Below are 13912 nucleotides of genomic sequence, written 5' to 3'. Positions count from 1 at the left end.
ATCGAAGAAAAGCGCCCACTGCGCCTTACGGACGCAGCGGGCATTTTTTCGTGGGCACCACAGGGACGGCCGGGCGTCAGCCGTTCACCACCGTTCCGCCATTCGGGTGCAGGACCTGGCCCGACATATAAGAAGAATCGTCCGACGCCAGGAAGACGAAGCACGGCGCCACCTCGTCGGGTTGGCCGGCCCGCTTCATGGGGACGTTGCCGCCGAAGCTCTCCACCTTCTCCTCGTCGAAGGTCGAGGGGATCAGCGGGGTCCAGATCGGGCCGGGGGCGACCGCGTTGACGCGGATGCCGCGGTCGGCCAGCGCCATCGACAGCGACCGGGTGAAGGCGACGATGGCGCCCTTGGTCGCCGAATAGTCCAGCAGTTCCGGACTGCCCTTGTAGGCGGTGACCGAGGTGGTGTTGACGATGCAGGCGCCCTCGTTCATATGCGGCAGGGCGGCCTTCACCATGAAGAACTGGCCGAAGATGTTGGTGCGGAAGGTCCGCTCCAGCTGTTCGGCGGTGATGTCCTCGATCGACGTCTGCGGGTGCTGCTCGGCCGCGTTGTTGATCAGGATGTCGATGCGCCCATGCTCGCCGATCATGCTTTCCACCGCCTTGCGGCAGGTTTCCTCCTGGCCGACGTCGCCGCTCAGGATGGTGCAGGGCTGGCCCTCCGCCTCGACCAGCCGGCGGGTCTCGCGGGCGTCCTCATCCTCGTTCAGGTACAGGATGCCGACCTTGGCGCCTTCGCGGGCGTACAGCACGGCGATGGCGCGGCCGATGCCGCTGTCGCCGCCGGTGATCAGCGCCACCTTGTCGCGCAGCTTGCCGCTGCCGCGATAGCCGGGCCGGGTTTCGGATGGTTGAGGATCCATCGGCGCCTGATGGCCGGGCCGGCTGTCCTGGTGCTGGGGCGGCTGCCTGCTCTCCTGCTGAGCCACGGGCGTTTCTCCTTTCGCTGTACCCCCGACGGGGCATGGACGGGATGCGTTGCACAATCACAACAGCCCCGATTGCGTCGCGTTCCGCCCCGTCGCCGGCTGGAACAATCAGCGATACCGTCCTGTTACTTGGCCGGGCGACGCGAAAGAGGATGGCGATGCCGGATTGCTCGCCTCGAAAGGGAGCAGTGATTGCGCCGTTTGTCGGACTGGTATGGCCGAGGATCATGCCCATAAGATCGGGGCAGGCGTCCTTTCGGCCGATCTTTCCGGAAACGGCGGAGCCACCGGACGTGTCACGGTTGATCGTGTCCCAGGGGAGAAACCCCGGCGACCCATCCGGGAACGACAGAGATGAAGCGTGTGACGATGACCGATATCAACGCCTATCTGGACGGCGCCCTCGACGAACGGGAGCGCGCGGCATTCGAAAGCGTGGTCGAGAGCGATCCCGACGCAAAGGCGCTGCTCGCCCAGCATCGCCAGCATGTGGAGGAACTTCATCGCCTGTACGATCCGGTCCTGAGCGAGCAGGTCCCGCCCCGCATGTTGGAGCTGCTGCGCAAGCGGAAAGGCTGAGCCCTCGCGATTTTCCTCTCCGTCCCGCGCCGCCATGCGCTATGGGATGCGGTGACGCCCCCCTCCCGGGGGAGCCGGTTCGGACGGATGAGGCATGGCGCGCAGACGAGCGGAGCCGAGCATCCTGCTCGGCCCCATCCTGTATTTCCGTGGTGAGCAGCGCGACCGATGGTGGCTGTCGGCGCTGTTCGTTCTGGACGGGGAGGTCGAACCCGACGACCTGCGGGTGGACGGCGTCACCCTGCCGGTTCCCCCGCGCCACCTGACGGTCTGGCGCCGCCGCCATGTCTGGCGCTTCGACTTCGCCGTTCCCCGCGGCATGCGCGACACCGATGTCGCCTATGGCTTCCCCGACGGCCCCAGATGGACAGTGGTCGTTCCGGGCCGTCATTCATTCCCACGCATGGCCATTCTGTACGGAAGCGGAATGACCGGCGCGAAGAACGGCGCCGAAGCTTCGGATGGTGGGGCGCCGCCGCCGTCCACCGCGTCGTCCGCCGCGCCGCCCCGCGCACTCTGGCCCGATCTTCTCGCCGGGCATACCAGCGACCGCTATCACCTGCTGATCCAGGCCGGCGGGCAGGTCGATGGCGATGCCGTGGTGGCCGCCGCCCCGCAGGCGGCCTCTCTGCTGGGCGACGCCTCCCGCCGGCTGGGTCCGCCCCTTCCCGGCGTGGCGGAGGAGCTGATGTCCGCCGGGTTCGACCGGATGCTGCAGGGCTGGAGCGGTGCCGCGGCGGCAGCCGTGCTGGCCTCGATTCCGTCGGTGATGATGTGGGACGGGTCCGACCTCGGCCGGCTGCTGGCCGGCGCCTGGGCTGGCCGGGAGGACGGCGATGCCGCGTCGCGCAGCCTGCGCCCGTTGCTGGCGGCGACGCGCCGGCAGGCCCAACTGTTCCAAACCGGTTCCGTCGCCGAATCTCCGCCGGACTGCCTGTGGGGGGCCGCCTGCGGAACCCTGGCACAAGGCTTCGTCATGGGAGAGGCCGGGTTGCTGGCGCTCGACCTGTGGACCGACCGCAATGCCCGCCGCATCCTGTCGGAGCGCGACTGGAGCCTGCTGCCGGACTGGCTCGACCACTTCGCCGGTTGCCGTCACCTGATCCTGGTCAGTGGTGCTCCGCTGCTGCTCCCCGCCGCTGCGCTCGACCGGCTGGGGGCAATGCTGCCGGCTTCCCTGCGGCGCCGGCTGGGACGGGGGGCGGGCGATCGCTGGACCGCGCCGGGTCGCCATGCCGAGTGGGAACGCATGCTCCGCACCTTCGCCGACTTTTCACGGCGGACCGGCTGCCGCATCACCGTCGCCTCGCGCGGCCTGTCGGGCGCCGCCGGCCGGGGGGTGCTGCGCGGCGGCGGGCTGGAGATGTGGCAGCTCTATTCCCCACGCTTCGCCGCCTCTCCCACTGCCGCCGCGCGGCCGGGCTGGCATATGCGGCTGGCCGAGCCGCTGGCGACCCGGCCGGATCACCCCCTGCCCGCCCACAGGTTCGAGATGCCGCCCTTCGCGGACGGTGGCCGGCGCCTGCTGCACGGTCCGGGATGGATCGCCTGCAGCTTCGATGGCAAGGGGCAACTCCATGCCCGATGGCGCCTGCCGGCAGACGCCGGCCGGTACGTCCAGGCCATCTAGCGCCGCAGGACACCGCAACCGGACGGGCCGGATACCGCGAGACCTCCAAGCCTTGCGTGCACATCCGGTTGCAACCCATGCTTCTGCGCGTCTAGGCTGCCGCTCCCACCCCTTTTGTCGCAGGCCGCCATGACCCGCCGTTTCGCCCTGACCTGGCCGCTGTCCGAGATTCATGGATGGGGGCTGGTCGGCGTCCATACAGCGCTGTACCTCGAATCACAGGGCATGCGCCCCCTTCTGCTCGACGCGCCCATGATGGACAGCCTGCGGCTGGAGAACAGGGCGGCTCTTCAGGTGCTGGAGGACGAGCATCGCCGCTATATGGAGGTCGCCGCCCCCTACGCCGACACCGTCGTCGTCATCCCGGACGCCGACATCCTGCATGCGCTGGGCAACGGATTCGTGGCTGGAGAGCCTTCCCGCCGGTTCCGTGGACACCGCAACATCGGCGTCATCGCCTTCGAAGACACCAATTTCGATGCCGAGGCGCTGGCGCGTGCCCGCGCCTTCGACCGCATCGTGGTGCATTCCAGCTACAACCGCGACCTCCTGCTGGAGCAGGGCTTCACCGAGGTCGGTCTCGCCTTCCAGGGCGTAGACCCGACGGAGATGCGGCCGCTGCCGCCGTCCGGGCGCTTCGGCGACCGGTTCGTGGTGTTTTCAGGCGGGAAGCTGGAATACCGCAAGGGGCAGGACATCGTGCTGATGGCTTTCCGCGCCTTTCAGCAGCGCCATCCGGAGGCGCTGCTCGTCACCGCCTGGCAAAGCCCCTGGCCGGAGGTCGCTTTCACCATCGCCGACTCGCAGTTGACCGGCATCCCGCCGAACATCGGACCGGACGGGCGGCTGCAGGTGGTGGAGTGGGCCGCCCGCTACGGCCTCCCCGCCGGGTCGGTGATCGACCTCGGCCTCGTCGGCCGGGGCGACATCGCGGCCATCATGGCGGATTGCCATGCCGCGGTCTTCCCCAACCGGTGCGAGGGGGCGACCAACCTCGTCGCCATGGAGGCGATGGGCTGCGGCGTGCCGGTGGTGCTGTCGGCCAACACCGGCCATCTCGACCTGATCGGCCCGGCCGGGGAGCCACGCTGCTGGCCGCTGACGAAGCAGACCCAGCTGTTCCACAAGAGCGGCCGAAAGGGCTGGAAGGAGTCCTCGGTCAACGAGCTGGTCGCCCATCTGGAGGCGATCCATGCCGACCGGGAGGAGGCGAAGCGCCGCGCCGACCGCGCCCTCGCCTTCATCCGGGGCGAACGGACCTGGACGCACTTCGCCAAGTCCTTCGTCGAAGCCTGCGGCGCCTGACGGCGCTATCCCATTATCGGCGCCATCCCATCACCGGATGGCGCGTTCCACCACGAACAGCAACCCGGCGACCGGCACGCCCTTTTCCCGCCGCGGCGCGCAGGGTTCCATCAGCCGCACGGCGAAGCCGGCCTCCTCCGCGCTGCGGCGGACATAAGCTTCGGCATGGGCGTAGCGGCGGGTTGCACCGAGGCAGAACTCCTCTGCCGACCCGTCCGCCAAGCGCTCCACCGTGGCGGCGAAACGGCCACCCGTGGGCAGGGCGCGGGCCGCCGCGGCGAAGACCGGGGCGAGGTCGCCGATATAGACCAGCACGTCGGCAGCGACCAGCAGGTCCCAGCCGCCGGGCGCACGCTCCATCGCCTCCACGACGTCGCCGACACCGAGTTCGTCGTAAAGCCCTCGCTGGCGGGCCTTTTCCACCATACGCGGCGACAGGTCGACGCCGGCCAGATGCGCTGCCAGCGGTTTGAAGGTGACGCCCGCCAGCCCGGTGCCGCAGCCGAGATCGAGGATCCGCAGGCCCGCCGCCCCCGGCATTACCCGGTCCACCGCCGCCCGCAGCAGGTCCGGCGCCGCATAGCCGAGCTTGCCGACGAGATCCTGGTCGAAGCGGTCGGCATAGCGGTCGAACAGGGCGCGGACATAGGCCGCCGACAGGTCGGCGCCCTCCCCGGCCTCCAGCGCCGCGATCAGCCGCTCGATCGGCGCGGCCTCGTCCCCCTCGGCGGCATCGCGCGCATGGCGGAGCGCGGACAGCGCCTTCGCCGGTTCGCGCAGTGCCAGCCAGCAGCGGCCCAGCGCATGATGGACCGTCGCATCGTCCTCATGGCGCCGGCCGAGCGGCTGCAGCAGTTCCACCGCCGCCAGCGCATCGCCCGCCACAGTCAGCGCCTCGGCCAGAGCCAGCACGGCGTCGCGGTCGTTCGGGCGCAGGGCCACGGCCTCCCGGAACTCCTCCAGCGCCTCGTCATGCCGGCGCCGCGCCGACAGGCAATGGGCAAGCCCGAGTCGCACCGCCGCCGAATCGCTCCGTTCGCCTGCCAGCACACTATATATAGCATGTGCAGCATCGGTTTCGCCGCACTGCCGCAGGGCGTCGGCCAGCATCAGCCGCCATGTCCAATTGGTGGGGTCCAGCATCGCGGCGTGCCGATAGCAGGCCGCCGTCCGTTCCATCAGCCCCGCCCCGCCGCAGGCGTCGGCCAGCGCCGCCCAGGCTTCGCCGTTCGCCGGATCGCCGACGGCGGCCAACTGGAATCCACGGACGGCTCCGGTGAAATCCCCGGCATAGAGCCGGTCGTAACCGAGGCGGAACAGTTGATCGAGATCGGGAGCGGGCGACGCTCCGCCGAAGGACGGATCCGCGGACAAGGGGAAGGTTTCCTTTGATGTCGGGCCAGCACGACCGGATGCCCCGGTCGGTGAGGCTCGGTATCCGCCTGCCGCGACCCACCGGCGCTCGGCCTATGGCGGCAACCTGGAACCAGGCCAACCCCGAGTCCAGGGAAACAAGGCGGCGCAGTTTACTGCCCCAACATGCTGCGCCGCGCAAGGGGGTCGCGAAAATCATCTGGACGTGTGATTCCGGCGACACGCGGTCGCAGTAGCCCCTTTTTTGTCTCCTGTACGGAAGACGGAGTCAGCCCTTGGGGACACCCCTTCCGAATTTGCCGGCAAATGTGGCGATTCAAAGGCTTATGCCGGAATCCGAAGGGCCTGGGCCGTCGGCCCCGGCCCCCTGCGTGACATCCGACGGAGGAAAGCTGTGGTATTACCAGGGCCCAAGGCGGTTGACGATGGATCAAATTTTTGGAAGTGTGGCCGCGGCGCCCGATTGGGAGGCGTCGAACATCTGGGTAGGAGGCGGTCGCCGTAAGCGACTCGGTGACCGGAACAACGGCCCCGCGCGGGGGGTCAAACAGCCGCCGTAGAACACGGGGCGACAGCAGAAGGAGGTTTGGGATGCGGGGACGAAATCAGCGCGTATGCGCCACAGCGGGTGGGCGCTTCGCACTGGCTGCGGGACTGCTGACGGCTCCCCTGGTGGCGCTGACGATGGCAATCCCCGCCCAGGCCCAGACCGCGACCCCGTCGCTCGCCAAGGAAAGCTGCGTCACCCACGCGGTGGAGGCCGAACAGAAGCTCGGCATTCCGTCGGGCATGCTGGTGGCCATCGCGCTGGTCGAAAGCGGACAGGACGGTGCGCCGCATCCCTTCGCGATGAGCGTGCAGGGCCGTCCCTATTACGCCCGCAACGTCAACGACGCCGCCCGGCACCTTCGCGACCATCGCGGGCAACTTCGCTCCAACACCTATGTCGGCTGCATGCAGCTGTCGGTCGCCTCGCACCGCGGTGAATTCCAGCCGGTGGAAAAGATCGTGGAGCCGCGCGACAACGTCTTCTACGCCGGCCAGCTTCTGGTCCGTTTCCATGGCGAGGAAGGCAACTGGAAGACCGCTCTTGCCCGCTACAACGGCGGTTCGGGCCGCCGCGCCCAGGCCTATGTCTGCAAGATTTGGCAGAGCCTGTCGGAACTGGATGAGCGGAGCGCCAAGCTGCTCGCCTCCTCCCGTTGCGAAGACACCGATCCCGTCAGCGTTGCCCCCGGCACCCGCCGCAGCTTCCGCAACGCCCAGCAGGTCGCCTCGATCAACTGATCCGCGTCAGAATCGCGCGTTCGATCCTCGCATCGACAATGGTGCCGGCATGACCGCTGGCGCGAAGCGGCGTGATCGGGTAAACCCCGGCGCATGAACTATCGCCACATCTTCCACGCCGGCAACCCGGCCGACGTGATGAAGCACGCCGTCCTGGCGCTGATCCTGGATCATCTGCGCGCCAAGCCGGCGCCCTTCTGCGTGCTCGACACCCATGCCGGCATCGGCCGCTACGACCTGACCTCCGAGCAGGCCCGCAAGACCGCGGAAAGCGACGACGGCATCGGCCGCCTGTGGGGACGACCGGCACCCCACCCGGGACTGACCCCTTATCTGGATGCGGTGCAGGCGTTGAACCCGGATGGTTCCCTGCGCTGGTATCCCGGCTCTCCCCGCATCGCCCGCGCCGCCCTGCGCCCGCAGGACCGCATGGTCCTGGTGGAACTGCATCCCGACGACGCCCACAGCCTGAAGGCGGAGTTCACCGGCGACCGCGCGGTGTCCGTCCACCAGTCGGACGCCTACACCGCGCTGAAGGCCCATCTGCCGCCCAAGGAAAAGCGCGGACTCGTCCTGATCGATCCGCCCTTCGAGCAGCCGGACGAGTTCGCCCGCATGGCCGAAGGGCTGGCGCTGGCGCATCGCCGCTGGTCCACCGGCATCTTCGCCCTGTGGTATCCGATCAAGGAACGGGCAGCGGTCTGGCGGTTCCAGGACGCGGTGGAGAAGACCGGCATTCCCAAGGTGCTGATTGCCGAGCTGACCTGGCACCCCGAGGACACCCACCTGCGCCTGAACGGCTCCGGCCTGCTGATCGTCAATCCACCCTGGAAGCTGGACGAGACGCTGAGGAGCATGCTGCCGGCCCTGCACGACACCCTGCCCTCCACCGGCGGCGGCGCGTCGGTGAGTTGGCTCACGCCGGAGGCGTGATAGTCGAGAGACGCCGGAGGCGTCGCAATAGAGGCATCCGGCGCAGAAAAAACCCCGGTCCTTGCGGGCCGGGGTTCAGGTCAGGATGGAGACCGTTCCTCTTGGATGGCTGAATGCTCAGAAGCGGCGCTCGGACTGCTGGGCGGCGCCTTCCAGGCGGGCGTTCAGCTTGCCGATGGCGGTGCTGGCGGTGTTCGCCGACAGCTCGGAAATCTTGACGCTGCGGCTCAGCACCAGCTGCATGTTGTCCTTCAGCATCCGGCTCTGCGCCGCGTAGAAATCCGGGACGGTCCGGCTGCGCATCAGCGCGTTCATGCCCTCGGCATTGCGGCTGGCGACGTCCTGGGCCAGCCCCATCCATTCGCGCCAGGCATTCTGCCAGCCATCGGCCAGCACGCCGCCGCACTGCACCATGACGTCCATGGTCTCGCGCGTCTGGCTGGCGACCTCGCCCTGGGCTTCCTTGGACAGGCCGAGAGCGCGCTGCAACTGCTCCGACGTGCGGCCGGCGACGTCGCTGGCCGTCCCCATCACCGTACGGGCGGTGTCGGCGGTGCGGCGGGTCATGTCGGCACCGGCGCCCATCGCCTTCTGCCCGGCTTCCGCGCCGGCATCGGCGGTCTGCCGGCCGGTCTCGGCCGCCTCCTCGCCCATCGAGCGGGCGGCCTCGGCTGCGCGGCGGGTGGTGGTTTCCCCAACGCGGGTCATCTCGTCCACCGTGCCCTTCGCACGGTTGGCGGTGTCACGCGTGGTGGTCGTGATGTCTTTGTCCGTGGCCATGCGGGATGCTCCTCGAATACGTTCGTCCGGGTGGACGCCACTTCCCAAAGCCCGCGTCGGTCATTTTGCTGCACCGCCGCACGCGTTGAGTTGTATAACACCCGAAAAGCAGAACGTTCCAGGACGCAAAATAATAATCACGACCCTTTCTTTCGAGGTACTCGACACCTCGAAACCGTATCGTCTTTCTTTCGAAACGGTTCTTAAATCATCCAGTATCCTTCCTCGATCATCATTGTCGAATCAGTGCTTTTTCCCGAGTCTCGCCTGGATTTCGCCGGCGATGCCCCGGCGGAAGACCAGGACGCAGACGACGAAGATGCAGCCGATCACCACCGGCACCGGCAGGCTGGTGGCGGCGAGATAGTTTTCCAGCGTCACCACCAGCGCCGCACCGATCACGGGGCCGGACAGCGTGCCCATGCCGCCCAGCAGCGTCATCAGCACCACCTCGCCCGACATCTGCCATGTCACGTCGGTCAGGCTGGCGAGCTGGAAGACGATGGCCTTGGTCCCGCCGGCCAGCCCGGCCAGGGTCGCCGACAGCACGAAGGCGACCAGCTTGTAGCGGTCGGTGCGATAGCCGAGCGACACCGCCCGCGGCTCGTTCTCGCGGATCGCCTTCAGCACCTGGCCGAAGGGCGAATGGACCGTGCGCCAGATGATGGCGAAGCCGATCAGGAACACGGCCAGCACGGTGTAGTACATCGCCATCGGGTTGTTCAGGTCGAAGATCCCGAACAGGGTGCCGCGGGGCACGCCCTGGATGCCGTCCTCGCCATGGGTGAAGGGAAGCTGCAGCGCCAGGAAGAACACCATCTGCGACAGCGCCAGCGTGATCATGGCGAAATAGATGCCCTGTCGCCGGATGGCGATGCCGCCGAACACCAGCCCCAGAAAGGCCGAGGCCGCGGCGCCCAGCAGAATGCCGAGCTCCGGCGGCAGCCCCCAGACCTTGACCGCATGGGCGGTGACATAGGCGGCACTGCCGAAGAAGGCGGCATGACCGAAGCTGAGCAGGCCGCCGAAGCCGATCAGCAGGTTGAAGGCGCAGGCGAACAGCGCGAAGCACAGCACCTTCATCAGGAAGACGGGATAGAGCAGGAAGGGGGCCGCCAGCAGGCCGGCGAGCACCGCCAGCGCACCGATTCTCCCCAGCGTCAGGCCCTTGCCGGGGACCGACACCTGTGCGACGGCACGGGGAGCCTTGGCGGACGTCCGGCCGCCGCTTTGCGAATGGAGGCTCATACGCTCACCTTTCCCGTCCGAACAGGCCCGCGGGCTTGATCATCAGCACCACCGCCATGATAACGAAGACCACGATGTTGGAGGCTTCCGGGTAGAACACCTTGGTCAGCCCTTCCAGCAGGCCCAGGCCATAGCCGGTCAGCACCGCCCCCAGGATCGACCCCATGCCGCCGATCACCACCACTGCGAACACCACGATGATCAGGTTGGATCCCATCAGCGGCGATACCTGGTAGATAGGCGCCGCCAGCACGCCGGCCAGTCCGGCCAGCGCGACGCCGAAGGCATAGGTCAGCGTCACCATGCGCGGCACATTGATGCCGAAGGCCTGGACCAGGACCGGATTCTCGGTCGCCGCGCGCAGATAGGCGCCCAGCTTGGTCTTTTCGATGGCGATCCAGGTGCTGAGGCAGACGATCAGCGATGCCACCACGACCCAGCCGCGATAATTGGGCAGGAACATGAAGCCCAGATTCTGGCCGCCCTTCAGCGCGTCGGGAATGGGATAGGGCTGGCCGGAGACGCCATACTGGTGGCGAAAGGCCCCCTCCACGATCAGCGCGAGGCCGAAGGTCAGCAGCAGGCCATAGAGGTGGTCCAGCTTGTACAGCCGCGACAGCAGCGTCTTTTCCAACACCACCCCGAACATCCCGACGATCAGCGGCGCCAGCAGCAGCGCCCACCAATAGCCGATGCCGAGCTTGGTCAGCAGCAGCCAGGACACGAAGGCGCCCATCATGTACAGCGCACCGTGGGCGAAGTTGATGACGTTCAGCATGCCGAAGATCACCGCCAGCCCAAGGCTGAGCAGCGCGTAAAACGACCCGTTGATCAGCCCCAGCAGCAGCTGCCCGAACAGCGCCTGGGGCGGAATGCCGAAAATCGTCCCCATCATAAGCGTCGCTCTCCCCTGCGGCACCCCGCTGCCGCGCCGGCCCGACGGCCGATGCGGCGGCGGGGATGCCGCCCGATCACATCACGGTCTTACTCAGGTCATGCCTTTACTTGGGCAGCTTGCAGCCGCTCTCTTCGAAGCTGGCGAAGGCCTCCTTGCCGGGGATGGTGCGCAGGATCTGGTAATAGTCCCACGGACCCTTCGATTCCGACGGCTTCTTCACCCGCGCCAGATACATGTCGTGGACCATGCGCCCGTTGGGCAGGATGGTGCCGTTCTTGGCGAACATGTCGTTGACCGGCGTCTCCTTCATCTTGGCGGCCACGGTCGGTCCGTCGTCGGTGCCGGCGGCCTCGATGGCCTTCAGATAGTGGCGCACGGCGGAATAGCTGCCGGCCTGCACCATGGTCGGCATCTTGCCGTGGCGGTCGAAGAACTTCTTGGACCAGGCCCGGGTCTCGTCGTCACGGTCCCAGTAGAAACCCGTGGTCAGCACCAGATCCTGGGCGACCGGCAGCCCCAGCGCATGCACGTCGGACAGGAAGATCAGCAGACCGGCCAGCTTCTGTTGTCCGCTCTGCGTCAGGCCGAATTCCGACGCCTGCTTGATCGAGGTGATGGTATCGCCGCCGGCATTGGCAAGCCCGACGATCTTGGCGCCCGACGCCTGGGCCTGCAGCAGGAAGGAGGAGAAGTCGGCGGTGTTCAGCGGCGCCTTCACCGACCCGGTCACCTTGCCGCCGGCCTTCTTCACCTCGGCCGAGGTATCCGCCTCCAGCTGGTGGCCGAAGGCGTAGTCGGCGGTGATGAAGAACCAGCTGTCGCCGCCCTCCTTCACGATGGCCTGACCGGTGCCGACCGCCAGCGCGCGGGTGTCGTAGGCCCAATGGAAGCCAGTGGGGGAACAGGCATCGCCGGTCAGGCGCGACGTCGCCGGGCCTTCCATCAGGAAGATCTTCTTCTTTTCCCTGGTCACCTCCTGAACCGCCAGCGCCACGCCGGAGTTCGGCACGTCGACGATCACGTCGACCCCGTCCTGGTCGATCCACTGGCGGGCGAGGTTGGAGCCGATGTCGGGCTTGTTCTGGTGGTCGGCGGTGACGATCTGGATCGGCTTGCCAAGGATCTTGTTGCCGAACTCCTCCGCCGCCATGCGCGCGGCGACCGCCGACCCCTCGCCGCCGAGATCGGCATAAAGGCCGGAGCGGTCGTTCAGCACACCGATCTTGACCATGTCGCCGGTCAGCTTGCCCTGCTGGGCACTGGCCGGTCCCGTGGACAGGACACCGATCGTCAGGGCGGCCAGGGCGGCACCGGTCAAAAGACGTGCGATCATGCGTGAATTCCTCCCCTCAGCGTTGCGCTGCGCATGGTTTCGGTCGACCTGCCGGACCGGTTCGTCAGGCGGTCTCCCCGCGCGGTCGCGCCGGCCGATCTTTCCGGTTTGCCGGACCCGTCAGGCCATCCGCGCCGCTGCTTCACAGCCACTATGCAGGGGCATCGCGTTGTAAGCGAAGCGGATTTTCAGTTTCGCAAACAAATTTCATCGAGGGTCGGGCGAAACACCCGCTTTTTCCATTCGGGGGTGTATGGCGACCGCCGCCGCCGGGTCGGGCCCCTGCCGGCGGCGGTCGATCCGGCGCATGATCGGCGTCACCGTCGTGCCATGGACGAGAATCGAGAGCAGCACGATCAGCCCGGTGACCGCCCACAATGCGTTCGACACGTCGAATTCGGCCGCATTGAGGGCGTAGGCGACGTAATAGATGCTGCCCATGCCGCGGATGCCGAAAAAGCCGATGGCCAGCTTCTCCCCCAGCGGCATCGGCACGCCGGCCAGCCCGGCCACCCCCGCCACCGGCCGCACCAGGAACAGGATCACCACCGCGGCACCGACCGCACTCCAGGACAGCGCATCGATCAGCCCATGGGCCAGCGTGCCGCCGAACAGGACCAGCATCAGCATCATCATCAGCCGCTCGGTCTGTTCGACGAAATCATGCAGCCGCTCGTGATACTCGTTGTCCCTCTCGGCATCGCGGAGAGCCACGGCGGCGACGAACACGGCGACGAAGCCGTAGCCGCTGGCCAGTTCGGTCACCCCATAGGCGATCAGCGTGATCCCGACCGACACGAAGCCGTCGCCCGTCCGCGACAGGTTGGCCCGATTCGGCACCCTGAAGGTGACATAGCCGAGAAACCGCCCGACCAGCCAGCCGATGCCGACCCCGGCGGCCAACCGCCAAACGACGTCCAGCAGAGCCCAGTGCTTCAGCATCTCCCAAGGCGGGTTGCCGTTCAGCAGGGCGACACCGATGGCAAGATGGACGAAGGGGAAGGCAAGGCCGTCGTTCAACCCGGCCTCCGACGTCAGGCTGAAGCGGATCTCGTCCTCCTCCCCCGATTGGGGCGGACCGACCTGGATGTCCGAGGCGAGGACCGGATCGGTGGGCGCCAGCGCCGCTGCCAGCAGGATCGATGCCGCCAGCGGGAAATCCAGCCAGTACCAGCCGATCAGCGCGATCATCAGGATCGACAGCGGCATGGTGATGGCCAGCAGCCGCCATGTGATGATCCAGCGCCGCCAGCCGATGCGGCGGTCCAGCTTCAGCCCTGCGCCCATCAGCGAGATGATGACGATCAGTTCCGTCAGCTTCTCCGTCGCCTCCGGAAAGGCCAGCGGCTCCGGGTTGTCCAGCCGCAGAAGGCTGAACACCGCGACTCCCAGCGCGACGCAGATGATCGGCAGCGACAGCGGCAGTTCCTTCAGCACCATCGGCAGCCAGGCCACCAGCAGGATCAGGAAACCGAGTCCAACCATGAGAACGATGTAGGACATGCGCCGCCTGTTCCAGTCATGCCCCGACGCCGCCGGCCGTCGGGACGACGCCCAAGGCGCGCAGGAGCCCGATCCCGTCAACGCGCAAAGGCGCGGATGGGTTCA

General features: G+C 67.5%; 12 protein-coding genes. 5 read left to right on the top strand and 7 right to left on the bottom strand.

The annotated features are described in order from the left end of the window. Window positions 1-76: 76 nt before the first annotated feature. On the bottom strand, window positions 77-937 hold the full coding sequence (locus tag AZOLI_RS04880; protein ID WP_014247477.1) for an SDR family oxidoreductase: 861 nt from the start codon (window positions 935-937) through the stop codon (window positions 77-79). Between the two features lie 354 nt (window positions 938-1291). Between AZOLI_RS04880 and AZOLI_RS04875 the strand changes: the two genes are divergently transcribed. The 3 genes from AZOLI_RS04875 (at window position 1292) to AZOLI_RS04865 (ending at window position 4451) form a co-directional block, all read left to right on the top strand. Next, on the top strand, window positions 1292-1516 hold the full coding sequence (locus AZOLI_RS04875) for an anti-sigma factor family protein (protein WP_014247476.1): 225 nt from the start codon (window positions 1292-1294) through the stop codon (window positions 1514-1516). Between the two features lie 94 nt (window positions 1517-1610). Next, on the top strand, window positions 1611-3146 hold the full coding sequence (locus tag AZOLI_RS04870; protein ID WP_014247475.1) for a hypothetical protein: 1536 nt from the start codon (window positions 1611-1613) through the stop codon (window positions 3144-3146). Window positions 3147-3275: 129 nt separating this feature from the next. After that, on the top strand, window positions 3276-4451 hold the full coding sequence (locus tag AZOLI_RS04865; RefSeq protein WP_014247474.1) for a glycosyltransferase family 4 protein: 1176 nt from the start codon (window positions 3276-3278) through the stop codon (window positions 4449-4451). 30 nt (window positions 4452-4481) lie between these two features. On the opposite strand, the gene AZOLI_RS04860 is transcribed toward AZOLI_RS04865, so the two are convergent. Beyond that, window positions 4482-5825 (bottom strand): tetratricopeptide repeat protein, encoded by a 1344-nt coding sequence (locus AZOLI_RS04860; protein WP_014247473.1) that lies wholly within the window; start codon window positions 5823-5825, stop codon window positions 4482-4484. 591 nt (window positions 5826-6416) lie between these two features. Between AZOLI_RS04860 and AZOLI_RS04855 the strand changes: the two genes are divergently transcribed. Further along, window positions 6417-7112 (top strand): transglycosylase SLT domain-containing protein, encoded by a 696-nt coding sequence (locus AZOLI_RS04855; RefSeq protein WP_014247471.1) that lies wholly within the window; start codon window positions 6417-6419, stop codon window positions 7110-7112. Between the two features lie 93 nt (window positions 7113-7205). Then, window positions 7206-8045 carry a 23S rRNA (adenine(2030)-N(6))-methyltransferase RlmJ gene (locus AZOLI_RS04850; RefSeq protein WP_014247470.1) on the top strand — a complete coding sequence of 280 codons (840 nt, stop codon included), beginning with the start codon at window positions 7206-7208 and terminating at the stop codon, window positions 8043-8045. Window positions 8046-8162: 117 nt separating this feature from the next. Here AZOLI_RS04850 and AZOLI_RS04845 read toward each other — a convergent pair whose 3' ends face one another. From AZOLI_RS04845 to AZOLI_RS04825, 5 genes are all read right to left on the bottom strand, one after another. Beyond that, window positions 8163-8825, bottom strand: coding sequence for a phasin family protein (locus AZOLI_RS04845; protein ID WP_014247469.1), 663 nt, complete (start codon window positions 8823-8825; stop codon window positions 8163-8165). A gap of 243 nt (window positions 8826-9068) precedes the next feature. Continuing rightward, entirely contained in the window at window positions 9069-10073 is a 1005-nt protein-coding gene (locus AZOLI_RS04840; RefSeq protein ID WP_014247468.1) for a branched-chain amino acid ABC transporter permease, read from the bottom strand. Between the two features lie 4 nt (window positions 10074-10077). Continuing rightward, the gene (locus tag AZOLI_RS04835; RefSeq protein WP_044550493.1) at window positions 10078-10965 is read right to left on the bottom strand and encodes a branched-chain amino acid ABC transporter permease; all 888 of its coding nucleotides are present in this window, start codon (window positions 10963-10965) and stop codon (window positions 10078-10080) included. Window positions 10966-11074: 109 nt separating this feature from the next. Further along, on the bottom strand, window positions 11075-12304 hold the full coding sequence (locus AZOLI_RS04830; RefSeq protein WP_014247466.1) for an ABC transporter substrate-binding protein: 1230 nt from the start codon (window positions 12302-12304) through the stop codon (window positions 11075-11077). A gap of 207 nt (window positions 12305-12511) precedes the next feature. Further along, on the bottom strand, window positions 12512-13807 hold the full coding sequence (locus tag AZOLI_RS04825; RefSeq protein ID WP_014247465.1) for a cation:proton antiporter: 1296 nt from the start codon (window positions 13805-13807) through the stop codon (window positions 12512-12514). Between the last annotated feature and the right edge of the window lie 105 nt (window positions 13808-13912).

This window comes from Azospirillum lipoferum 4B (assembly GCF_000283655.1).
Lineage (GTDB): Bacteria > Pseudomonadota > Alphaproteobacteria > Azospirillales > Azospirillaceae > Azospirillum > Azospirillum lipoferum_C.
The sequence above is the reverse complement of the archived record's forward strand: the minus strand, read 5'-3'. Positions and strand labels throughout refer to the sequence as shown.

Excerpts from the sequence above, each read along its gene's own strand:
- AZOLI_RS04825 (WP_014247465.1), bottom strand. The coding sequence starts at position 13,807 with ATGTCCTACATCGTTCTCATGGTTGGACTCGGTTTCCTGATCCTGCTG.
- AZOLI_RS04840 (WP_014247468.1), bottom strand. The coding sequence starts at position 10,073 with ATGAGCCTCCATTCGCAAAGCGGCGGCCGGACGTCCGCCAAGGCTCCC.
- AZOLI_RS04830 (WP_014247466.1), bottom strand. The coding sequence starts at position 12,304 with ATGATCGCACGTCTTTTGACCGGTGCCGCCCTGGCCGCCCTGACGATC.
- AZOLI_RS04835 (WP_044550493.1), bottom strand. The coding sequence starts at position 10,965 with ATGGGGACGATTTTCGGCATTCCGCCCCAGGCGCTGTTCGGGCAGCTG.
- AZOLI_RS04855 (WP_014247471.1), top strand. The coding sequence starts at position 6,417 with ATGCGGGGACGAAATCAGCGCGTATGCGCCACAGCGGGTGGGCGCTTC.
- AZOLI_RS04845 (WP_014247469.1), bottom strand. The coding sequence starts at position 8,825 with ATGGCCACGGACAAAGACATCACGACCACCACGCGTGACACCGCCAAC.
- AZOLI_RS04865 (WP_014247474.1), top strand. The coding sequence starts at position 3,276 with ATGACCCGCCGTTTCGCCCTGACCTGGCCGCTGTCCGAGATTCATGGA.
- AZOLI_RS04870 (WP_014247475.1), top strand. The coding sequence starts at position 1,611 with ATGGCGCGCAGACGAGCGGAGCCGAGCATCCTGCTCGGCCCCATCCTG.
- AZOLI_RS04850 (WP_014247470.1), top strand. The coding sequence starts at position 7,206 with ATGAACTATCGCCACATCTTCCACGCCGGCAACCCGGCCGACGTGATG.
- AZOLI_RS04875 (WP_014247476.1), top strand. The coding sequence starts at position 1,292 with ATGAAGCGTGTGACGATGACCGATATCAACGCCTATCTGGACGGCGCC.